The organism is Flavobacterium sp. HJSW_4 (genome assembly GCF_042436695.1).
In the GTDB taxonomy this organism is placed as follows: domain Bacteria; phylum Bacteroidota; class Bacteroidia; order Flavobacteriales; family Flavobacteriaceae; genus Flavobacterium.
Genome location: NZ_JBHNPP010000008.1, coordinates 193,725 through 215,552 on the forward strand (window position 1 = coordinate 193,725; position 21,828 = coordinate 215,552).

A 21,828-nucleotide genomic window follows, 5' to 3' on the forward strand; every position below is an offset into this window, starting at 1 on the left:
GATTCGTCACTCGCAATGACAAACTTTATGTGTTAACTTTGTCAAAGTTTGAAACTTTGACAAAGTTCTGAATATCTTTTTTTTTTAAACCTCAGCAAGCTTATTCAAAAACTCCAAACGAACACTTCCGTCTTCGTCGATTTTTGTCAAGTTGATTTCTTGCAAAGTATTTACCAATTCAGGATTCCAAGGAGTTTTTACTTTTACGTAATTTTCTGTAAATCCGTGAATGTATCCTTCTTTATTTTCTCCTTCAAAGAGAACTGTTCTATTTGTTCCCAATTGGCTTTCGTAAAAAGCACGACGTTTCTTAACAGATAAACCGCGAAGCATTTTACTGCGTTTTGCTCTTACATTTGAAGGAACAACACCTTCCATATCAACAGCCTCTGTATTGTCTCTTTCTGAATACGTAAATACGTGCAAATACGAAATATCCAATTCGTTTAAGAAATGATAGGTTTCTAAAAAGTGTTCGTCTGTTTCTCCAGGAAAACCAACAATAACGTCAACACCAATACAAGCGTGTGGCATTACTTCGCGAATTTTATTTACACGATCAATATAAACTTCGCGTAAATAACGACGTTTCATCAATTTTAAAATATCATTGCTTCCTGATTGTAGCGGAATATGAAAATGTGGTACAAAAGTTCGGCTTTTAGAAATGAATTCGATTGTTTCGTTTTTCAATAAATTCGGTTCAATTGAAGAAATTCTCAAACGCTCAATTCCTTCTACTTTGTCTAAAGCTTGAACTAAATCTAGAAAAGTATGTTCGTGTTTTTTATTTCCAAACTCCCCTTTTCCGTAATCACCAATATTTACACCGGTTAAAACAATTTCACGAATATTTTGAGCCGAAATTTCTTTGGCATTTTTTAATACATTTTCTAAAGCATCACTTCTAGAAATTCCTCTTGCCAACGGAATTGTACAATACGTACATTTATAATCGCAGCCGTCTTGAACTTTCAAAAATGCTCTTGTACGATCTCCAATAGAATAACTTCCAACGTAGAAATCGGCTTCAGCAATTTCGCATGAGTGAACTTCACCCATATCGTTTTTGCTCAAATCATGAATATAGTCTGTGATTTTGAATTTTTCTGTAGCTCCCAAAACCAAATCAACTCCATCAACTGATGCTAATTCTTCTGGTTTTAATTGTGCATAACAGCCAACAGCAGCAACAAAAGCTTTTTCATTCAGCTTCATTGCTTTTCTAACTACTTGCTTAAACTGCTTATCTGCATTTTCTGTTACAGAGCAAGTATTGATGACATAAATATCTGCTATTTCTTCAAAATCGACGCGGTCAAAACCTTCGTCATTAAAATTTCTGGCAATTGTAGAAGTCTCTGAAAAATTCAGTTTACAACCCAGCGTATAAAAGGCAACTTTTTTTCTATTTTCCATAATCTGTCTTAAATTAATGAAATCGTTGTCAAAAAATTTAAGGCTGCAAATTTACAAACAATATTCATTAAAAGAAAGCAATTAATAGACTTCGAATCAATATTTTGCGCGAATGTTAATTTTGAAACATTCAAAAGTTAAAGTTTTTACTTTTATTTTAAAAAAAATACTGTGTGTATATTTTTTATTTTTATACATTCTGATAAGAATAAAATGACAAAATAATCGATTAAATGCAAGTTTTATCGATTAAATACAATTTTTACCGTTTTAAAATCAAAATTTCTTACATTTACCATTGTTACAAATACAGTTTGCAATACATTTATATTAAACAATTTTAATACGCTTTAATTAATTTAATAATAATTCAGGCATAACAATTTTGAATTTTACTCGTTATGTTGTTGTTTTGTGTTACAAAATGAAATGGGAAAGCCGAAAACCAAAGAGAGTAGGCAAAATTAAATTACAAATACCACGCTTTATGAAAGCATTTTTACCCACAATCTGCTTGATGTTCTTAACCGTATTTAGTTCGCAAGCGCAAACTAATGCTCCAGCTGCAAGTGCAAATCCATTTCCTACTATTAGCACATTGACGACTTGGGCAAGCTTTAACTCACAACAGCAATTTGATGTTGCTATTCGTGCAGTTGGGTTTAAGTTTGAAGTTAAAGAACCAGGTGAAGGATCTACAGCTTATACCTACATTCGTAAAGTAACTGTTAACGAAGTAAATTATACGGATAGAATTGTATATAGAATTACAAATAACAATTCTGCAAGTATCATTTCTTTAGTAACTGCTTCTACTGACTTGGTTAGTTTATACACACCACAATTGGCAAGTTTTAAAAACAACAACTGTAAAACAGAAATGTCTAAAGACAAAAACACAACTTGCAGCTGTTACGAAAGTGCAAATTTTGCAATCGATCTTTGCGACGAGCGTGTAAAATTAACTATGGGTGACGGAAATAAATACTTTGTTTCTGTAGCTAAAAAATAATATTTAACTCTGATTTGTTTCCAAATCTTTACTGACTTTTAAGTATGTAAAGATTTGGAACACATTTCTTAGTTTGAGTTTGGATTTTTAAGTTCGTACCAAACTTCTAATTCTTCTTGATATTCAAAAGAATTCACAAAACGAAAACCTAACTTTTCTAGTATCTTTCTAGAATTTTCGTTTCCCGCATCGGCATAAGCATAAAGCGCTTCAACCTTCATTTCATTAAAAGCGTGATCAATAAAAGCCTTACCTGCTTCAGTTGCATATCCTTTTCCCCAATGTTTTTCGATAAAACGATATCCTAACTCGTAAAAGTCTTTGTGCTTATTGATTTCGTCTGTAATAAATTTGATTCCAGACCAGCCAATAAATTCGTTTGTTTCTTTAAGAACAACACCCCATCTTCCTGTTCCAAAATCTTTATATTGTTTTTGAACAAATTTGATATACTCGATACTTTCGTCGATGTGCTTTACAGGCCTATTTCCAACAAACAAATGCACATTCGGATTCGAATCCAATTCAAACATTCCTTCTGCATCAGATAATTCTAATTCTCTTAAAAGCAAACGCTCTGTTTCAATTGGATTTTTCATTTTTAATTTAGTTTAAAATATATTTTTGCACAACTTCAGCAACCCCATCATTATTATTTGAAGCTACGATTACATCAGCTTTATCACGCAATTCAGGCGTTACGTTATCAACCCAAACCCCTAGACCTGCATATTCGATCATTGTCAGATCATTTCCTGCGTTTCCTACGGCGATAATCTCACTTTGATGAATTCCTAGCTTTTCAGCTAAAAGTTTCAAACTCGCCGCTTTATCGATACCTTGTTGCGCTGCTTCTAAGAAAAATGGTTTAGACATTGAAACACTTAAATGCGGCATAGCATCGATCAAATCTTTTTCCAACGTTTTTAAATAAGCTGGATCTTGCAACAAAATACATTTAACCGCCGGTCTGTCTACATAATCTTTAAAGCTTGAAACTTTATGATGCGCCATTCCAGTGATTTCTTTTTCGACTTCAATATACTCAGAATCCGTTTCACTAATGATTTCGTCATCTAAATACGTAATGATATGCGCATTCTTTTTTACGCTATAATCATATAAAGCATGAATTTGCTCTACCGTTAACTTTTGTTCAAACAAAACCAAATCGTCTTTTACACGGCTAATTATCGCTCCATTAAACGAAATCATATACGAATCGTTTTTATCCAATTCCAGCTCTTTTGCATAAGCTGTCATTGCTGTCGTCGGTCTTCCAGAAGCCAAAACCACATAAACACCTTTTGCCTGAGCTTCTAATATTACTTTTTTATTTAAATCTGATATTCTGTGATCGTCTGTCAACAAGGTATCATCCATGTCGAGCACTAACATTTTGTATTGCATATTTTTTTAGTTTTCAGTCGCAGTCACGGTTTACAGTTTGAATACTGAAAACTGTGACTGCCAACTGCGACTTATTAAAGGCTCATTCTAAATTCTTCAATAACTGGATTTGCTTTCGCGAAATCTGTTTCTTGAATAAATACTTCAACCGCCAAATCTGTTTGACCAAAACCGCCTAAACGTGCTGATTGAATATTGTCTTTTTTTACTGTTTCAACTCCTGCTTCTTCTAATCTTTCTTTCAAAGCAATTGCTAATATTTCACTTCCTGAAAATACTTTCATTAATCCCATGATATTCTATTTTATTATTAAGTTTTCAGTCTCAGTCACAGTTTACAGCAAACTGTATACTAAAACCATTTATAAAAAAATCCCGCTATTCAGTTACTAAGACTGAAAACCGGGACTGTTTACTTCATTATTCTTCTTCGATGTCATCCTCCTCTTCATCAAGCTCTTCTCCATCTTCATCCATATCAAACAAATAAGGCTCTACCATTATTTTGTCTGCTAAAATTTCGATACGCTCTGTCAACGTTTCAGAAAAAATAATTCGCTGCACTTTAGCAATACTGTTAGAAATACGAGTAATTTTGGGATCATGACGCAATTTCAAAATCGGATCTGCATCATCCACAATAAACATCTTTAGACGATTTACATTGTAACCCGCCGTGCTGAACATATCGTTTAATTTAGTTGGAGTTCCGATCAAAACATCGATTCCAGTAGAAACGTAGTTTTTATCGTAATCCATGTCGCCTTTTTCATTTACACCATAAATTTCCAAATCGGTGTATTTTCCATATTTATTAAAAAGCTCAACCATTTCCAGAACTTTTGCCTTGTCTTCAACAATAATCAGAGCTCGAGGAGATTCTTCTGTTTGGCCAGCCAACTGCTGAATTACATTTAAAACAATCGTCGTTGTTTTTCCGCTTCCTTTCGGAGAAATAATAATACAGTCCGCACCACTTTTTATAGTCGAAAAAGTTTCCATCTGTAAAGCATTAGCTTCTGTCAGACCATTTTCGATTAAAGCGTCTTGTAATTTCTCGTTTATTTTTTTTAGTTTCATTTCTAAATTTTATATTTATGATTTTAGATTGGAAATCCTAAATCATTATTTACTTGCGAACATTTTCACATCTCCCTCAGAGATTTCGTTTCCTCCCAAAATGATCAATCTTTCTACAACATTTCGAAGTTCACGAATATTTCCCGTCCAATCGTATTCTTGCAATAATTGAATCGCTTGTGCCGAAAACGACTTAACCGCATTTCCTTGCTCTGAAGCTATTTTTTCTGTAAAATGCGAAATCAAAGCAGGAATATCATCACGTCTTTCATTCAATGGCGGAACTTTAATTAAAATTACAGCCAAACGATGGTATAAATCTTCACGGAAACGGCCTTCAGCAATTTCTGTTTTTAAGTCTTTATTGGTTGCAGCCACAACACGAACATCGACTTTAATATCTTTATCTGCACCAACTCTTGTAATCATACTTTCTTGCAAAGCACGTAAAACTTTGGCTTGCGCCGAAAGGCTCATGTCTCCAATTTCATCCAAGAAAATCGTTCCTTTGTCTGCCGCTTCAAACTTTCCAGCGCGATCTTTCACTGCTGAAGTAAAAGCACCTTTTACGTGTCCGAACAATTCACTTTCGATCAATTCGCTCGGAATCGCCGCACAGTTTACTTCGATTAACGGAAAACTAGAACGCTCGCTTTTTTCGTGCAATTGATGCGCCACTAATTCTTTTCCTGTTCCGTTTGGTCCAGTAATCAAAACTCTAGCTTCTGTTGGAGCAACTTTATCAATCATCACTTTTATATGATTAATTGATTCGCTCTCACCAATCATTTCGTAGTTTTTGCTAACTTTTTTCTTTAGAATTTTATTTTCAACTACTAATTGTTTTTTGTCTAAAGCATTTCGAACTGTATTTAACAAACGATTCAAATCTGGCGGTTTCGAAATATAATCAAAAGCTCCCAAACGCATCGTCTGAATTGCAGTTTCCATATCGCCGTGACCCGAGATCATCACCATCGGAATTTCTGGTTTTACTTTTTTTGCTTCTTCCAAAACCTCAACACCGTCCATTTTTGGCATTTTGATATCGCACAAAACCAAATCGTAATCGTTGTTTTTTATTTTTTCAAGTCCCGCAACACCATCTTCAGCTTCATCAACCTGATACGCATCATTTTCTTCTGATAAAATTTTCACCAAAACTCTTCTGATCGCTGCTTCGTCTTCTATAATTAGTATTTTACTCATTTTTTTAAGGTTCAAAGTTGCAAAGGGACAGAGGGACAAAGTTTAAAATCTTTATCTACAATGACACTTTTTAACCTGTTATTATCAATCTTTATGGTTTACCGCAATTCTTAAAGTAGTTATTCTAAAATTAAAGAGTCCAAATGAAAGAAACCTTTGAGCCCTTTTCCCTTTGAACCTCTGTAACTTTATTGAATTAGTACTTGAGCCACTTATACAATTCTTTCCACGTTGGTTTTTTGCCGTACATTAAAATACCTACTCGGTAAATTTTTGCAGCGAACCAAACCACAAGGAAAAATGTAGCAAACAATAATGATACCGAAATTGCGATTTGCCACCACGGCACGCCAAACGGAATACGCATTAACATTACAATTGGCGAAGTTAACGGAATCATAGAAAAGATAACCGCAACACTTCCGTGAGGATCGTTTACTACTGTAAAAAATCCGATATAAACGCTCAAAATCAGTGGCATTAAAATTGGCAACAAAAACTGTTGAGAATCAGTTTGATTATCAACTGCTGCTCCAATTGCTGCATAAAATGAACTGTACAGAAAATATCCTCCAATAAAATAAATTACAAATCCGATTAAAATGCTGGCAATTGGCAAATTCCATAATTCAGCAATATACATTTGCGCAGATCCAGAAAATTCATGCTGTGCCGTTTGCATCATTTCTGGCGAAATTCTCGCTGTTGGCCCAACGTTTACTCCGAAAAATGCTGAAGCAGCAAACATTAGTCCAAGACCAATTATTACCCAAATCATAAATTGCAGAATTCCAGCTAATGAAGTTCCGACAATTTTACCGATCATTAATTGAAATGGTTTTACAGACGAAATAATAATTTCGATAATTCGGTTTGTTTTTTCTTCAATTACACTTCTCATTACCATATTTCCGTAAATGATAATAAACATCATAATCAAGTAACCAAATGCACCGCCAATTCCAATTTTAATTTCGTTCAACCCTTTCAAACTTTCTTCCCCAGAAGCTTTAACCAAATGAATATTCACATCTGACTGCGCTTTCTGAATAGCCAAAGTATCTAGTTTTGCTTCCTCTAGATTTAGTTTTGTAATTTTATTTCCGATAATATCCTGAGTGTTTTCGATAAAAGAAATGCTCGGACTATTATTAGAAATAAATTCAATTTTACTTTCTAACTCTTTAATATTTTTAGTTTTCGGAATAACAATTAATCCGTTGAAATTTTCTTTTGTAATGCTATCTTTTAAAGCTTTTACATCAATTTCAGATAAATTCAGATATTTAAATTCGGCTCCTTTTTTATTTTCCTTTAAAAAATCTGAAGTAAAAAGTCCAGTTTCGTCATGAATAGCGATTCGTTTTGTTTCTGCTTTCATCGAACTCAAATAGCCAATAAAAACTGCTATCGCCACAAACAAAAGCGGACTCAAAAAAGTCATGACAACAAAAGATTTATTGCGGACTTTGGCAATAAATTCTCTTTTTATAATTAATGAAATAATACTCATTTCTATATTTTAGATTTTAGATTGTTGATTTTAGATTTATAGATTTCAGGCTTTCACTCTAAAATCTAAAATCCGAAATCTAAACTTTATTTTCTGTTACCGTTTGAATAAAAATATCGTGTACACTTGGAATTTTTTCCACGAAATGTGTCACTTGCCCGCGCTGTGTCAGAACATGTAACAATTCATTTGGCGAAGCATTTCCAATCTGAATATTTAATTTCAAATCATCATTTAAAGATTTAAAGCTTGCAGGCGAAACAGTAAATTTTTGTGTAATGTCATACATCAAACCTTCAACATTATTGGTCAGGATTCCAACTTCAAAACTATTGGTTCTAAATTGACGTTTTACATCAACAACTTTACCTTCAATCAATTTATTTGATTTGTGAATTAAAGCAATGTTTTCGCAAAGTTCTTCTACACTTTCCATTCTGTGAGTTGAGAAAATAATCGTAGAACCTTGTTCTTTCAAAGCTAAAATTTCATCTTTAATAACATTTGCATTAACGGGATCAAATCCTGAGAACGGTTCATCTAAAATCAGCAATTTTGGTTTATGCAAAACACAAACTACAAACTGAATTTTCTGCGCCATTCCTTTAGAAAGTTCTTGGATTTTCTTGTTCCACCAACCTTGAATTCCTAAACGGTCAAACCAATAATCTAGCTGTTTTTTGGCTTCAGCCTTAGAAAGACCTTTCATTTGTGCCAAATACAAACATTGCTCCCCTACTTTCATTGAGCTATACAAACCTCTTTCTTCTGGAAGATATCCAATAGTTTGTACATGTTTTGCTTGCAATCTTTCTCCATCCAAAATTATCTCGCCACTGTCAGGCAATGTAATTTGGTTTATGATTCTGATAAGGGAAGTTTTTCCGGCTCCATTCGGACCTAAAAGTCCATATATACTGCCTTTTGGCACATTTAATGAAACTTCGTTAAGTGCTACATAATCGCCGTATTTTTTTACGACTTTATGTACTTCAAGTAAGTTACTCATGCTATTTTTAAGGATTTACTGCGTTGCTTTACCTGTTAAAGTTCAGCGACTGTAAAAGTAAATAATTCGAAGCGAAATTGTGTCATATTACGCAAAAAACCCATTCTAATTTATACTAGAATGGGTTTTTATTTTTTTATAACCTTTTAAAAAAGTTCAGATTATGAGAACATATCTTTTACTTTTTCAAAGAATGATTTCTCTGATTTCTCTGGACTTGGAGCAAAGTGCTCATCATTTAAAGCATTTTCAAAGAATTGTTTTTGCTCTTTATTTAAAGTTTTTGGAGTCCAAACGTTTACGTGAACTAATAAATCTCCGCTTCCGTAACCATTTAAACTTGGAATTCCTTTTCCTTTTAATCTTAAGATTTTTCCAGACTGAATTCCTTCTTCTAATTTAATACGAACTTTTCCGTTGATTGCTTCAATATCTTTAGAAGCTCCCAAAACTGCTTCAGGGAAACTGATGTATAAATCGAAATGAATATTTTCACCTTCACGCTTCAAGAATTCATGCTCAACTTCTTCAATTGCCACAATTAAATCTCCTGGAATACTATTTCCTGGAGCATCGTTACCTTTGTTAGAAACCTTCAACTGCATTCCGTCAACAACTCCCGCAGGAATTTTGATTGATACTGTTTCGTCTTCTTGAACCATTCCTTGACTATCTGCCTCAGAAGGTTTTTTATCTAAAATCTGACCAGAACCACCACAAGTAGGACAAGTAGATGCAGATTGCATTCTTCCTAAAATAGTATTGGTTACACGCATTACTTGGCCTTGACCGTTACAAGTCGTACAAGTTTTATACGTTACGCCTTTTGCCTGAACTTTACGTTTTACTTTTACTTTTTTCTCAACTCCATTTGCAATTTCTTCTAAAGTCAATTTTACTTTAATTCGAAGATTGCTTCCTTTCGCACGGCGAGGACCTCCGCCTCCGCCTCCGAAACCGCCAAATCCGCCACCAAAAATATCACCAAACTGGCTGAAAATGTCATCCATATTCATACCGCCGTGACCACCGCCAAATCCGCCAGAACCATCAAATGCTTGATGACCATATTGATCGTATTTCGCTTTTTTCTGCGGATCACTCAAAACTTCATAAGCTTCTGCCGCCAATTTGAAGTTTTCTTCTGCCTCTTTGTCGCCTGGGTTTTTATCAGGATGGTATTTTAAAGCACTTTTTCTATATGCTTTTTTAATTTCGGCAGCATCAGCATTTTTTGAAATGCCTAGTATTTCGTAAAAATCTTTTTTCATAATTAGATTAAGTTCCAAATCTTATCCCGAAGCTTCGGGACCAAAATCCAAAAACAATTCATCGGACTTTGTTTACATTTTTTTAGTTTCCTACAACAACTTTAGGGAAACGAATAATTTTGTCTCCTAATTTGTATCCTTTTTCAATAACATCAACAATTTTCCCTTTTAATTTGTCAGACGGAGCTGGAATTTGGGTAATTGCTTCAGCAATATCAGCATTGAAAGCATCTCCAGCCTGAATCTCAACTTGCTCTAAACCTTTAGAAACTAAAGTATTTTTAAGTTTATCGTGAATCAATTCAACTCCTTTTTTCAAGTTTTCATCCTCAGACTTGTTGATTTCTACTGCAGCTCTGTCAAAATCATCTAAAACTGGAAGCATTGCCAATAAAACTTCTTGGTTTGCTGTTTTAAATAAATCGATACGTTCTTTTGAAGTTCTTTTTTTGTAATTTTCAAATTCAGCAAATAATCTCAAAAACTTATCTTTTTCGTGAGCCAAGTCTTTAGCTAATTGCTCCTCAACACTTAATTCTTCAACAATTAACTGCTCTCCGTTGGCATTGTTCTCTAACGTTACATCGTCTAATTCCTGATCGAATTCTGTATTTTCCGTAGTCATATTACTTTTATTTTTAAAAATATTCTTAAACTTCATTTTTATTTCTTTCTGTTGGATTGCAAAAGTACTGCCAAATCTTATAAAATGTCAAATTGTCACTTTATTAATTATGAGACATTTAAAAAACGCATTTGCAGAGAAAAATTTTATTATAATTTTAAGACTATTACGTTTTAGTTTATCTTATCTTTGAGACCAATAAACATAAATTATTACCACTAAAAATTGAATTTAAGGGTTGGCTTCGGCCTCTAAATAATTATTAATTCAAGTTTACCTTATATTAAAAAAAGCTTCGCCTAAAGAGACGAAGCTTTTTTTTATTTTGAGCTTTTATGACAAGTCTGTCATTTATTTTTTGCACGGGCGGAGGGATTCGAACCCCCATCAACGGTTTTGGAGACCGCTATTCTACCCTTGAACTACGCCCGTAACTTGAGGTCGCAAATTAAAAGCTTTTTTTCTTTACTGGCAATTATTTCAAGCTCGATTTAAAAAGATTTACACTAATAAAAACCAATCTAACTAGAAATCAAAACTATAGAAGAAAAACTTTTTTTTCTCTTAAAGCAAAGAATTCTTCAATCCTTCAAAATCAACAGAAACCTGCTCTCCTGTCACTAAATTTTTAAGTGTATAAGAATTTGAAGCAATCTCCTGATCTCCAACCAATACTGCAAACGGAATTAAACGTTTGTCTGCATATTGAAATTGTTTCCCCACTTTTACGCTGTCAGGGTATAATTCTACTTTTATGTTTTCTTTTCTCAATTTCTGAATTGCCTGCGAAGCATAAAGCGCTTCTTTGTCTCCAAAATTTAAAAATATTGCTTTTGAAGTGGCCGCAACGGTTTCTGGGAATAATTGCAATTCTTCTAAAACTAAGTAAATTCTATCCAAACCAAAAGAGATTCCGACACCGCTCATATTTTTTAAACCAAAAATACCAGTCAAATCGTCGTATCTTCCGCCGCCGCCAATAGAACCCATCGAAACAGTTTTTGGGGCCGCAACTTCAAAAATAGCTCCTGTGTAATAATTTAAACCACGAGCCAAAGTCACATCCAAATCTAAAATTGCAGTTGAAAGACCTAAAACGGCAACATTGTCACATATAAATTTCAATTCTTCAACACCTTTCATTCCTTCTTCAGAAGAAGCTAATAATGCTGAAAGCTGTGCAATTTTGTCTGAAAAAGTTCCTGAGAAACTAAAAAGTGGCTGTACTTTAACCAACGCTTCCTCAGAAATTCCTTTTTCAATCATTTCTTTCTTTACGCCGTCTTCTCCAATTTTATCTAATTTATCCAGCGCAACCGTAAAATCGATTAATTTATCTGAAGCGCCAATTACCTCAGCAATTCCAGATAAAATTTTTCTGTTGTTGATTTTAATTGTAACGCCTTCTAAACCTAAAGAAGTAAAAACAGTATCGTATAATTGAACTAATTCAACTTCCTGCCAAAGAGATTTTGAACCAACAACATCGGCATCGCATTGGAAAAATTCTCTAAAACGTCCTTTTTGCGGATTGTCAGCCCTCCAAACTGGTTGGATTTGATATCTTTTGAAAGGAAATTCAATTTCACTTTGGTGCTGTACAACGTATCTTGCAAATGGAACTGTCAAATCGTAACGCAATGCTTTCTCCGAAATCTTTCCAGTGAATTTATTTAATTCGATTCTTTGTTCTAAAGTAATTTTCTCAGCAGAATTCAACTGTAATTCTTCAATTGATTCTGGCAATTCAATTTTACTTTTATTGTAGAAAAAGTTTCCAGAATTTAAAATTTTAAAAATCAGACGATCTCCTTCTTCTCCATACTTCCCCATTAAGGTATCTGAATTTTCAAACGAAGGCGTTTCAATTGGCTGAAATCCAAATTTCTCGAAATTAGCTTTTATAGTCTGAATAATATATTGACGTTTTGACACCTCAGCTGGTGAAAAATCTCTTGTTCCTTTTGGTATACTTGGTTTTGAAGCCATCTTGTTTTTATTTTAGATTTTAGATTTCTGATTTTAGATTATTTCAAAAACCTTAACATTAATTCTTATTGATTCTTCGAATCATAATCGCCTGCAAATATCTCACTTTTTAAAATAAATAATAACACTTCGAAAACAAACTTGTAACAAAAAACGTATTTTCGTGACAAATTGGTCATGATGCTAAAATTATTTAAAGAAAATATTCGAATTGCTTTTGGTTCTATCAAAACACAAATTCTGCGTACTATTCTTACCGTTTTAATTATTGCTATCGGTATTACGGCTTTGGTTGGAATCTTGACTGTAGTTTCTGCTTTAGAAAACACCATTTCGAGCGATTTTGCTTCGATGGGAGCCAATACTTTTAACATCAATCAATACGAAAATAAAGTTCGAAACCGTGGCGGAAAGGAACGTGAAGTAGTCAATCCAATTATTTCTTATCCCGAAGCTGTTGCTTTCAAAAACAAGTTTAAATATCCGTTTACCGAAACCTCTTTATCTTTTACCGCAACTTCAACCGCTGAAGTAAAATATCTAGGCGAAAAAACAGATCCCGAAATTACAATTGTTGGCGTAGATGAACATTTTATCACTAATTCTGGGCTTGAAACTAGTTTAGGAAGAAGCTTTAATCAGTTTGATATTGAAAACAACACGTATTCTTGTGTTGTTGGTTCTGACTTCGAAAAAGGACTTTTAAAGGATATTAATCCAATTGATAAAATCATTTCTATTCGAGGTGCAAGATTTAAAGTAATTGGCGTTCTGAAAGAGAAAGGTTCTACGTTTGGGAATAGCCAGGATTTAAGAGTTCTGATTCCGATTCAGGTTGCGAGATCTTTATTTACAGCGCCAAACATCAATTATACCATTAGTGTGATGGTTTCTAAAAAAGAAGTTTTAGACGAAGCCATAGATAACGCAACAAGCACCATGCGAAGAGTTCGCAAATTAAGTCCTGTTCGTGACAATAATTTCGGCGTAGTTCGAAGCGATGATTTGATTAACCGAATTCTAAGCATAACTCAATATTTAGGAATTGCAGCGTGGACTATTTCTGTTATCACCATTTTAGGTTCTTCTATTGCTTTGATGAATATTATGGTTGTTTCGGTTACAGAACGTACTCGCGAAATCGGTGTTCGTAAAGCTTTAGGAGCCAAAAGATCAACCGTTGCTTTTCAGTTTTTCATTGAAACTCTATTGATTGGACAAATTGGAGGTTTGGTTGGAATTGTTTTAGGAATTCTCCTTGGCTTTGCCATTGCAACTGCCATGAGTTTTTCTTTTGTAATTCCGTGGATGGCGATTTTTGCTGCTTTTGCTACAAGTTTTTGTGTGGCATTGGTTTCTGGTTTATATCCAGCAATTAAAGCATCAAAATTAGACCCTATTGAAGCGTTGCGTTACGAATAATTTTTAAAGTCGCAGTTTTCGGTCTCAGTTTTCAGTTGATTTATCTGAAAACTGAGACCGAGACTAAAAACTTAAATATTCCCTTTTACCATACGGTCATTGTCGTAAATATCTTTTCTAAGCTCTACGTTTTCGAAACTCATATTTTCTAGTAAATCAATCATTTCTTGTCCAAGATATTGATTGATTTCAAAATATAATTTCCCTTTTTCTTGAAGACCGTTTTGTGCTAAAGAAGCAATTTTTCTATAAAAAATAAGCGGATCGTTGTCTTCTACAAAAAGTGCTAAATGCGGTTCATAATCCAGTACATTCTTTTTAATTTCTACTTTTTCTAGATTTCGAACATACGGCGGGTTGGAAACAATAACATCAAACGGACAGGCAAATTCTTCAGCTTCTAAAATATTCAAAAGCATAAAAGTGACATCTACATCATTTCTGATGGCGTTTCTTTTGGCCGTTTCAATCGCTTTTTTTGAAACATCAATTCCGAAAACTTCTGCGTTCGGCAGATTTTTTGCCAACGAAATAGCAATACAGCCCGTTCCGGTTCCAATATCTAGAATTCTTATTTTTTTGTTTTTATCTGGACTTGCATTTTCATTGATAATCCATTCTACCAATTCTTCTGTTTCTGGTCTCGGAATCAAAACATTTTCATTTACTTCAAAATCCAAACCGTAAAAGTTTGTTTTCCCAAGCAAATACTGAATCGGAACTTCTTTTTTAAGCTGTTTCAGCAATTCGTCCCATATCATAAAATCATTCTCATCAAATACCAATTCATGATTTAAAGCTAAATCAATCTGACGAAGCTGGTGTTTATCTTCTAGAATCAAATAAAAAAAACTCTCTGCTTCGTACGCATCGTAAAAAGGAGCTAATTCTTTAATAAACTGAGTACGATATTGTTTAATTTTCATTTTTAATTTTTGAGAATTTATATCAGTTCAAAACTGACATTTTATCTTTCAATAAGTCTTGCTGTTTTTAATTTGTTACAGAACAACTACAAAGTTTTCAGCATCCATACAGGGCAAGAACTATGCCCAGTATTTCCCATTGGCGCATCCAAATATTCAAAACCAGATTTCTTATACAGCTTTTGCGCAGCATGCATAAATGGCATGGTTTCTATATAGCATTTTTTAAAACCAAAAATTCTGGCTTGCTCCAAACACTTTTCCATCATTTGCGTTCCAATTCCTAAACCTCTTGTTTTTGGCAGGAAATACATTTTTTGCAATTCGCAGATTTCTGGATCTCCATTTTCTAAAGGCGCAACCCCTGCACAGCCTACAATTTCCCCATCATTTTCTACAACAAAATATGCCGATTTGGATTTATTATATTCTTCAAACATCAAATCCAGATACGGATCTTCGTATGCTGTTCCTACTTTTGGAATTTCCATTTCATCAAAAACAGAACGTATCAAACTTGCAACTGACTGATTGTCTTCTTTTTTAATTGCTCGTATAAGCCAATTTACCATTTTTTTTATTCTAAATCATTATAAACACAAAAGTAAAGATAGTATTTTGATCCCATTATAACTATTCAGATTGTTTCACAACTTAACCTTTTTGAGTTAGTGATAATCTCAAAATTAACTACTTTTGCACTGTGAATATACATGAAAAACATATAAAACGCTGCATCGAACTGGCACAAAATGGACTTGGAACAACGTATCCGAATCCGCTGGTTGGTAGCGTAATTGTTTATGAAGATCGAATTATTGGCGAAGGCTGGCACAAAAAAGCCGGCGAACCTCATGCAGAAGTTAATGCCGTAAATTCTGTAAAAGACAAATCATTGCTAAAAAAAGCAACTATTTATGTCAGTCTGGAACCTTGCAGTCATTTTGGCAAAACTCCTCCTTGTTGTGATTTAATTATTGCAAATGGAATTCCGAATGTTGTTGTGGGAACTGTTGATCCTAATGAGAAAGTAGCCGGAAGAGGCATTCTAAAACTAATTGAAGCTGGTGCGAATGTCACTGTCGGAGTTTTAGAAAACGAATGCAACGAACTGAATAAACGCTTTTTTACTTTTCATCAGAAAAAAAGACCTTATATTATTTTAAAATGGGCAGAAAGTCAGGACGGCTTTTTAGCTCCTGAAAAAGTCACAAATCAAGATCGAAAACCAATTTGGATTACAAATCAATATTCAAGGCAATTGGTTCACAAATGGCGAACTGAGGAACAAGCCATTCTTGTTGGAACACAAACGGTTATTGATGACAATCCGAAATTGAATGCTCGAGATTGGGATGGAAATAATCCGACAAGAATCGTTATCGATCAAAATAATCGAATTGATGCAAACAGTTTTATTTTTGATGATACGGTAAAAACTATTGTTTTTTCTAAAACGTCAAAACCTTCAAAAGAAAATACTCAATTTGAAGTAATTGATTTTGAAAACAATATCATTTCTCAAATTTTGGATGTTTTATACCAGAATCAAATTCAATCTGTAATTATTGAAGGCGGAAGACAAACGCTTCAATCTTTTATTGATGAAAATCTTTGGGATGAAGCTCGAGTTTTTATCGGAAAAACAAGCTTTGAAAAAGGAACGAAAGCTCCAGAAATCTCAAGAAAAAATAATTCTATAACCAACATTTTAAGCGACGAATTAATACAAATTAGAAATTATGATTAATGCGATAATTTTTGACTTTGGAGATATTTTTATCAATTTGGATAAACCTGCCACAATTTCTGGTTTGCAAAAATTAGGAATGACCGAATGGAATAATGAATTTGATCAATTAAATCTTTCTTTTGAAGTTGGAGCAATTTCTCCAGAAGATTTCATTGGAGGTTTTCAAAAACAATTGCCAAACGCTTCAAAAGAAGAAATTCTAAAAGCTTGGAACGCAGTTTTGGCAGATTTTCCTTTTTATCGTCTGGAATTCCTTCAAGAATTATCAAAAAAATATCGTTTGTTTTTATTGAGCAACACCGATTCTATTCACATCAATACATTCGAAACAAAAAGTGGCGTTTCTTTCTACAAAGATTTTTATGCTTGTTTTGAAAAAGTTTATTTTTCGTTTGATATCGGAATGAGAAAACCAGATCCAAAAATCTATCAATTTGTTTTGAATGAAAATAATCTAATTGCAGAAAACACTTTGTTTGTTGACGATAAAACAGAAAACACAGACAGCGCCGCAGCTTTAGGAATTAAAGTTTGGAATCTTAAAGTTGGAAAAGAAGATGTGGTTGACCTTTATAAGAAAAATATAATTTAGAATACTGCTTTTGGAAATTAACGATACTTATCAAACTATTGCATCTGCATCTGAAGAAATACTGTTTAAAGAAAAAGGCAGCAAATTCTTTGGCTATGCCTTTCCAATAGATCATGAAGACGAAGTAAAACCTATTATAGAAGAGCTTAAAAAACAGCATCCTCATGCGGTACATTATTGTTATGCTTACCAAATTGGCGTTGGAAATAAAATCTCGTATCGCGCCAACGATGACGGCGAGCCAAGCAACACGGCTGGAGCTCCAATTTATGGCCAGATACAATCTTTTGGAGTAACTAACGTTCTTGTTGTAGTCGTTCGTATTTTTGGCGGAGTAAAATTAGGCGTTGGCGGCTTGATTGCTGCTTATCGAACAACTGCTCAAATGACTTTGGAAGTTTGTGAAATTGTAGAAAAAACAATCGACGTCGAATTTTTAATTTCTTTTGATTACAAAAACATGAATAAAGTGATGCGAGTAATCAAAGAAAAGAAATTAGAAATCGTATCTCAGGAAATGGAAATGGATGAAGATTCGGGATTGCCAATTGGAAAAATTGTGACAAAAACGCGAAAAAAAAATGCCGAAACAGTGTTCAGCATTTTTGATTTAATGTTCGAAATTGACATCAAATTAGTATAAATTCATATCAAAATCTTGTCAGTTTTAACAATTATTCAAGCGATTTAAATATTTCCAAAATGTATTCTGGAGGAGCTGTTGGACGACCCGTTTTTAACGCTACAAATACTAAAATAAACGTCGCAGTTGTTAATAACTCATTCGCCTCATTGTAGATTGCGCAGTCAAATTCGATCTTCACAGAAGAGTGACTTTTGAAAGTCGTATGAATTGTTAAAAGTTCATCATATCTCGCCGATTTTTTGTAACTTATATTCATGTTCACAATCGGAAGGCCAATACCGCTTTCTTCCATGCTTTTATACGAAACCCCTTTATTTCTAAGCCATTCCACGCGTCCAATCTCAAAATAAGGAACATAATTTCCGTGATAAACGACTCCCATTTGGTCGGTTTCTGAGTAACGAACTCGTACTTGAGTCTGATGATTTTTCATTGATAAAATATTAAAAAAATTCGAATTTAAAAAGTCCTTTTACAACTTTTTTTTATAAAATTAGATACCAAAATATTTTTTTTTACAGAAATTTGTTCACATATTTGTTATCCCGAAATACGGAATAAAATTGCTCCTCTTTTATTAGGAGAATCTTTATAACAATAATAAAAATTTATCTGAATCTATGACTAAAACTGCTCAATCGGTATGGGAAAACTGTTTGTCCTTTATAAAGGATAATATTCAAGACCAAGCATATAAAACTTGGTTTGAGCCAATCAAATCAGTTGAGCTAACCGATAACGCATTATACATTCAGGTTCCAAGTAAATTTTTCTACGAGTGGCTAGAAGAACACTACGTAAAATTGTTGAAAGTTGCGCTTACCAAAGAACTGGGAAAAAACGCAAAGTTACTCTATAAAATTAAAATGGAGAACACTTATGGCAACAAACAGCCGTTTACCGAGCAGCTGCCAAGTGCCAACAGAGTGCCAATGAAACCGCAAGAGGTTGATGCTCCGTTTAAAAACTTAAATCCTGAACTAAAAAATCCGTTTGTAATTCCTGGAATTAGAAATTTAAAAATTGAGTCTCAGTTAAATCCGAACTACAGTTTTGACAATTTCTTAGAGGGGGATTCTAACCGTTTGGCTCGTTCTGCGGGTATGGCGGTTGCAAACAAACCTGGAGGAACTTCATTTAATCCTTTATTGATTTTTGGAGGAGTTGGTTTAGGAAAAACACACTTAGCGCATGCTATAGGTGTAGAAGTAAAAGATAAATATCCAGAAAAAACCGTTTTATATATTTCTGCTGAGATTTTTACACAGCAATACATTGATTCTGTAAAAAAGAATAATCGTAATGATTTTATTCACTTTTATCAGTTAATCGATGTTTTGATTATTGATGACGTTCAGTTTTTATCTGGAAAATCAGGTACACAAGACGTATTCTTCCATATTTTCAACTATTTGCACCAAAACGGAAAACAAGTAATCTTAACTTCAGATAAAGCTCCTGTTGATATGCAGGATATCGAACAAAGATTATTGTCTCGTTTCAAATGGGGATTATCTGCAGAATTGCACCAACCTGATTACGAAACTCGTATCTCAATCTTAAAAAACATTTTATACCGTGATGGTGTAGAAATGCCAGAAGATATTTTAGAATATGTTGCCCGCAACATCAAATCAAATGTTAGAGAGCTTGAAGGCGCGATCATTTCGTTAATCGCTCAATCTTCTTTCAATAAAAAAGAAGTTACGATTGATTTGGCAAAAAGCGTAGTTGAGAAATTTGTTAAAAATGTAAAAAGAGAAATCTCTATCGATTATATTCAAAAAATCGTTTCAGATTATTTCCAGTTAGACATTGAAACACTTCAATCTAAAACTAGAAAGAGGCACGTTGTACAAGCAAGACAATTAGCAATGTTCTTTGCAAAAAAATTCACTAAAGCTTCTTTGGCAAATATTGGTTCACAAATTGGAGACCGCGATCACGCAACTGTTCTTCACGCTTGTAAAACAGTAGATAATTTAGTTTCTACAGACAAACAATTCAAAAAATTTGTTGAAGACATTAATAAAAAACTAACGCTTTAAGACGCGCCATGCCTGTAAAAATCTTAATGGTTTGTTTAGGAAATATCTGCAGATCTCCTTTAGCAGAAGGAATTTTAGCTTCTAAACTTCCCGAAGATAAATTTTTAGTAGATTCTGCCGGCACTGGTTCTTGGCATGTTGGTCATTGCCCTGATAAACGTTCTATCGAAGTCGCTAGAAAAAACGGAATCAACATTAGCGCGCAACAAGGAAGACAGATAAAGGTTTCTGACTTTGATGAATTCGATTATATTTATGTAATGGATAATTCGAATTTTCGCGACGTAATTCATTTAGCTAAAACTCCAGAACATAAAAATAAAGTTCGTTTGATTTTGAACGACTTATTTCCAAACGAAAATGTCGACGTTCCAGATCCTTATTATGGTTCTGCAAACGGCTTTGATAATGTTTACCAAATGCTCGACGAAGTCACTGATCTAATTGCTGATCAACTACTTAAAAAACACTACTAATTCAATTCAATTGTTTCTAAAAAAGAGATAATTGAATTTTTTAATTTAAAACAAAACACATTATGAAATCTATCGGAAAATTATATTTAATTCCAACTACAATGGGCGAAAGCGATCCGATGGATGTTTTACCTCAAACTGTCAGAAGAACAATAGAAGTTATCGACCATTATATTGTTGAAAATGATAAAACGGCTAGAAAATCTATAAAAGCAGTTTATCCCGAAAAAAAACAATCTGAACTGGTTCTTTTTACTTTAAACAAAAGAACAGAAACTAGCGAACATAATGATTTCATAAAACCTTTATTAGAAGGAATAAACATGGGATTAATGAGTGAAGCCGGTTGCCCAGGCGTTGCAGATCCCGGTGCTGCAATTGTAAAATTGGCTCACGAAAAAGGAATTCAGGTTGTGCCTTTGGTTGGTCCTTCTTCTATCCTATTGGCCATGATGGCTTCTGGAATGAACGGTCAAAGTTTTACTTTCAATGGATATTTACCAATTGATAAAGACGAGAAAAAATCGGCAATTCGTCATTTTGAAAGATTATCTCAGGACAAAAATCAATCGCAGCTATTTATTGAAACTCCATATAGAAATAATAAACTGATTGAAGATCTTTTACAAATTTTAAATCCTTCAACTCATCTTTGCATCGCTGCAGATATTACGCTTCCAACAGAATTTATAAAAACAATGAAAGTATCAGATTGGAAAAAATTAAAAATTGATATTGACAAACGTCCTGCGATTTTTATTATTCATAAAATGTAAGTTAACCACAAAATCAGCATATGAAAAAGTTTATTCTTATAATTTTAATTTGCTTTGCACAAAATACATTTTCACAAAGCACTAAAAAGAATTCTACAACAAAAAACACTCAAACAAAAAAAACAGAAACACCTACTATTCAAATCAATAGCGATTATTATGACACCGAGTCTAGATCATCACAAGCGGTAGTAAGTCAAGGTGACGATTTCGTTTACAATACTGCAGGTGTAGAAGTTAAGCCCGTGTACACTGGAGGTATGGAGAAATTTTATCAATTTGTGGACAATAATTTTAAGTCACCTACGGGAGAAGACATTGACTTAAAAGGAGAAAAAATATATGTATCTTTTATAGTTGAGAAAGATGGTTCATTATCTGATATAAAAATTCTTAGAGATGCTGGCTATGGAACAGGAGCCGAAGCAATTCGAGTTATAAAAAAAGGTAACAAATGGATTCCTGGACAACAAAATGGTAAAAATGTACGCGTTATATATGCAGTTCCAATAACCATTAAATAATCCAATTTCATATTTGCTCAAAATTTTTTCTAAATCAAACTTTATAATGAGCAAACTCTCAAGTGCAACCACAAGTTTTCTTGTTTTCGACTATTTTTAAATTAACAATCCATAAAGATATTTTTAAC

The 21,828-nt window shown here is 33.5% G+C and carries 23 protein-coding genes and 1 tRNA gene; 9 read left to right on the plus strand and 15 right to left on the minus strand.

Features of this window, described 5'->3' with window-relative positions:
- Positions 1-84 precede the first annotated feature (84 nt).
- Positions 85-1,419 carry a tRNA (N(6)-L-threonylcarbamoyladenosine(37)-C(2))-methylthiotransferase MtaB gene (gene mtaB / locus ACE01P_RS10360; protein WP_379697110.1) on the minus strand — a complete coding sequence of 445 codons (1,335 nt, stop codon included), beginning with the start codon at positions 1,417-1,419 and terminating at the stop codon, positions 85-87.
- 487 nt (positions 1,420-1,906) lie between these two features.
- On the opposite strand from mtaB, the gene ACE01P_RS10365 reads away from it, so the two are divergent.
- A complete protein-coding gene (locus ACE01P_RS10365; RefSeq protein WP_379697113.1) occupies positions 1,907-2,431 on the plus strand; it encodes a hypothetical protein in 525 nt (174 codons plus the stop codon).
- 68 nt (positions 2,432-2,499) lie between these two features.
- Here the strand turns inward: ACE01P_RS10365 and ACE01P_RS10370 are convergent, their stop codons facing one another.
- The 11 genes from ACE01P_RS10370 to hisS form a co-directional block, all read right to left on the minus strand.
- Positions 2,500-3,030 (minus strand): GNAT family N-acetyltransferase, encoded by a 531-nt coding sequence (locus ACE01P_RS10370; RefSeq protein ID WP_379697115.1) that lies wholly within the window; start codon positions 3,028-3,030, stop codon positions 2,500-2,502.
- A gap of 7 nt (positions 3,031-3,037) precedes the next feature.
- Positions 3,038-3,841 (minus strand): Cof-type HAD-IIB family hydrolase, encoded by an 804-nt coding sequence (locus ACE01P_RS10375; RefSeq protein WP_379697118.1) that lies wholly within the window; start codon positions 3,839-3,841, stop codon positions 3,038-3,040.
- Between the two features lie 74 nt (positions 3,842-3,915).
- Complete coding sequence (locus tag ACE01P_RS10380) at positions 3,916-4,134, minus strand: putative signal transducing protein (RefSeq protein ID WP_379697120.1); 219 nt, start codon at positions 4,132-4,134, stop codon at positions 3,916-3,918.
- 127 nt (positions 4,135-4,261) lie between these two features.
- Positions 4,262-4,921, minus strand: a complete 660-nt coding sequence (locus ACE01P_RS10385; protein WP_379697123.1) for a DEAD/DEAH box helicase — start codon at positions 4,919-4,921, stop codon at positions 4,262-4,264.
- 45 nt (positions 4,922-4,966) lie between these two features.
- The gene (locus ACE01P_RS10390; RefSeq protein ID WP_379697125.1) at positions 4,967-6,130 is read right to left on the minus strand and encodes a sigma-54-dependent transcriptional regulator; all 1,164 of its coding nucleotides are present in this window, start codon (positions 6,128-6,130) and stop codon (positions 4,967-4,969) included.
- 196 nt (positions 6,131-6,326) lie between these two features.
- Complete coding sequence (locus ACE01P_RS10395; RefSeq protein ID WP_379697128.1) at positions 6,327-7,643, minus strand: ABC transporter permease; 1,317 nt, start codon at positions 7,641-7,643, stop codon at positions 6,327-6,329.
- Between the two features lie 79 nt (positions 7,644-7,722).
- Positions 7,723-8,652, minus strand: a complete 930-nt coding sequence (locus ACE01P_RS10400) for an ABC transporter ATP-binding protein (protein WP_379697130.1) — start codon at positions 8,650-8,652, stop codon at positions 7,723-7,725.
- Between the two features lie 161 nt (positions 8,653-8,813).
- A complete protein-coding gene (dnaJ, locus tag ACE01P_RS10405; protein ID WP_379697133.1) occupies positions 8,814-9,923 on the minus strand; it encodes a molecular chaperone DnaJ in 1,110 nt (369 codons plus the stop codon).
- A gap of 82 nt (positions 9,924-10,005) precedes the next feature.
- Positions 10,006-10,584, minus strand: a complete 579-nt coding sequence (locus ACE01P_RS10410) for a nucleotide exchange factor GrpE (RefSeq protein WP_379697136.1) — start codon at positions 10,582-10,584, stop codon at positions 10,006-10,008.
- Positions 10,585-10,909: 325 nt separating this feature from the next.
- Positions 10,910-10,980 (minus strand) — tRNA-Trp (locus ACE01P_RS10415).
- 132 nt (positions 10,981-11,112) lie between these two features.
- A complete protein-coding gene (hisS, locus tag ACE01P_RS10420; protein ID WP_379697139.1) occupies positions 11,113-12,537 on the minus strand; it encodes a histidine--tRNA ligase in 1,425 nt (474 codons plus the stop codon).
- Between the two features lie 177 nt (positions 12,538-12,714).
- On the opposite strand from hisS, the gene ACE01P_RS10425 reads away from it, so the two are divergent.
- Positions 12,715-13,959 (plus strand): ABC transporter permease, encoded by a 1,245-nt coding sequence (locus ACE01P_RS10425; protein ID WP_379697142.1) that lies wholly within the window; start codon positions 12,715-12,717, stop codon positions 13,957-13,959.
- A gap of 71 nt (positions 13,960-14,030) precedes the next feature.
- Here the strand turns inward: ACE01P_RS10425 and prmC are convergent, their stop codons facing one another.
- Both prmC and ACE01P_RS10435 read right to left on the minus strand, forming a co-directional pair.
- Entirely contained in the window at positions 14,031-14,885 is an 855-nt protein-coding gene (gene prmC, locus ACE01P_RS10430; protein ID WP_379697145.1) for a peptide chain release factor N(5)-glutamine methyltransferase, read from the minus strand.
- 86 nt (positions 14,886-14,971) lie between these two features.
- Complete coding sequence (locus ACE01P_RS10435) at positions 14,972-15,457, minus strand: GNAT family N-acetyltransferase (protein ID WP_379697148.1); 486 nt, start codon at positions 15,455-15,457, stop codon at positions 14,972-14,974.
- Between the two features lie 131 nt (positions 15,458-15,588).
- Between ACE01P_RS10435 and ribD the strand changes: the two genes are divergently transcribed.
- From ribD to ACE01P_RS10450, 3 genes are read left to right on the plus strand one after another with little or no spacing between them, the layout of a single operon-like run.
- Positions 15,589-16,635 (plus strand): bifunctional diaminohydroxyphosphoribosylaminopyrimidine deaminase/5-amino-6-(5-phosphoribosylamino)uracil reductase RibD, encoded by a 1,047-nt coding sequence (gene ribD, locus ACE01P_RS10440; protein ID WP_379697151.1) that lies wholly within the window; start codon positions 15,589-15,591, stop codon positions 16,633-16,635.
- Positions 16,628-17,230, plus strand: coding sequence for an HAD family hydrolase (locus tag ACE01P_RS10445; RefSeq protein ID WP_379697154.1), 603 nt, complete (start codon positions 16,628-16,630; stop codon positions 17,228-17,230). The genes ribD and ACE01P_RS10445 overlap by 8 nt, the downstream gene beginning before the upstream one ends.
- A gap of 10 nt (positions 17,231-17,240) precedes the next feature.
- Positions 17,241-17,873: an IMPACT family protein gene (locus ACE01P_RS10450; RefSeq protein ID WP_379697157.1), complete on the plus strand. Its 633-nt coding sequence runs from the start codon at positions 17,241-17,243 to the stop codon at positions 17,871-17,873.
- 31 nt (positions 17,874-17,904) lie between these two features.
- Here the strand turns inward: ACE01P_RS10450 and ACE01P_RS10455 are convergent, their stop codons facing one another.
- Positions 17,905-18,309 carry an acyl-CoA thioesterase gene (locus ACE01P_RS10455; protein WP_379697160.1) on the minus strand — a complete coding sequence of 135 codons (405 nt, stop codon included), beginning with the start codon at positions 18,307-18,309 and terminating at the stop codon, positions 17,905-17,907.
- 187 nt (positions 18,310-18,496) lie between these two features.
- Between ACE01P_RS10455 and dnaA the strand changes: the two genes are divergently transcribed.
- The 4 genes from dnaA to ACE01P_RS10475 all read left to right on the plus strand — a co-directional run bounded on the left by dnaA (position 18,497) and on the right by ACE01P_RS10475 (position 21,700).
- Positions 18,497-19,924: a chromosomal replication initiator protein DnaA gene (gene dnaA / locus ACE01P_RS10460; RefSeq protein WP_379697162.1), complete on the plus strand. Its 1,428-nt coding sequence runs from the start codon at positions 18,497-18,499 to the stop codon at positions 19,922-19,924.
- Between the two features lie 8 nt (positions 19,925-19,932).
- A complete protein-coding gene (locus ACE01P_RS10465; RefSeq protein ID WP_379697165.1) occupies positions 19,933-20,400 on the plus strand; it encodes a low molecular weight protein-tyrosine-phosphatase in 468 nt (155 codons plus the stop codon).
- A 62-nt stretch (positions 20,401-20,462) separates the two neighbouring features.
- Positions 20,463-21,176: an SAM-dependent methyltransferase gene (locus tag ACE01P_RS10470; RefSeq protein WP_379697167.1), complete on the plus strand. Its 714-nt coding sequence runs from the start codon at positions 20,463-20,465 to the stop codon at positions 21,174-21,176.
- Between the two features lie 20 nt (positions 21,177-21,196).
- Positions 21,197-21,700, plus strand: a complete 504-nt coding sequence (locus ACE01P_RS10475; protein WP_379697170.1) for an energy transducer TonB — start codon at positions 21,197-21,199, stop codon at positions 21,698-21,700.
- Positions 21,701-21,828: the final 128 nt, after the last annotated feature.